The following is an 847-nucleotide window of genomic DNA, read 5'->3' as shown; positions in this document are numbered from 1 at the left end:
TTGCGGCCGGCCGGGCGCCGGCGCGCGCTGCGCGGACGCCGGCTCGGGCGGCGGCGCGGCCAACTGTTGCAGGCGCAGGCGCAGCCAATGCAGGGACGCGGCGAGGTAATCGTTGTTGTCCTCGATCCAGCGTTCGCGCTCGTGGTGGGCGGTGTCGGGCATGGGCGCGGCGCTCCTCACGCGATCACCACGGTCTGCTGCGGATCGAAGCCGAACACGCCCTGGTCGTCGGCGACCGCGGCGATGCTCTCCACGCCGTCGACGCGCACGATCACCGGATAGCGTCCGGCCACGGCGAGGGCCGCGGGTACGTTGACCTCGATCGTGGTGGGTTGTTCGGGATCGGCCGGGGTCTGGATGCTGTCGGCCAGCAGTTCGTCGCCGCCGAAGCGCACGCGCACGCCGGCGTGCTGTTCGGGCAGCAGGCGCGGGCTGCAGCGCAGGGTCAGCGCGAATGCGCCGGGCGCGGCGTTGAGCGGGCTGACCTCGACGCGCGGCGCCAGCATCATCGCGATCGGCGCGCTGGCGATGGCCGGCTGGTCCGCCGGCGCCAGGCGCAGGCGCACCGCGTAGAAGCCGGCGATCCAGTCGGCCATCGCGCCGGCGTCGACGCCGGCGGCGGGCAGTTGCGCGTCCAGCGCGAGCGCGCTGGCGGTGGCGGCGACCGGCAGCGTGCGTGCGGCGGCCGCGCGCGGATGCTCGAACACCAGTTCGGCGTCGGCGGCCTGCAGGTTGCGGCCTTCGATGCGCAAGGCATCGCCCAGGCGCGCGGCGCGCAGCAGCTCCGAGGCGGCCGGGCGAATCGATTCCAGGCGCGGCGCGCCGGCCGCGCGCGCGGCCGGGCCGC

Annotated in this window: 1 protein-coding gene; it reads right to left on the bottom strand. The window is 75.9% G+C overall.

From position 1 onward, the window contains the following. Positions 1-176: 176 nt before the first annotated feature. Positions 177-847 (bottom strand): hypothetical protein (locus tag A7A76_RS25355; protein WP_206413923.1); only part of this gene is annotated, 671 nt, incomplete at its 5' end.

Origin of the sequence: Lysobacter enzymogenes, from assembly GCF_017168095.1 — a bacterium.
GTDB classification, from domain to species: domain Bacteria; phylum Pseudomonadota; class Gammaproteobacteria; order Xanthomonadales; family Xanthomonadaceae; genus Lysobacter; species Lysobacter enzymogenes_D.
This window is presented reverse-complemented; position numbering and strand designations above follow the sequence as displayed.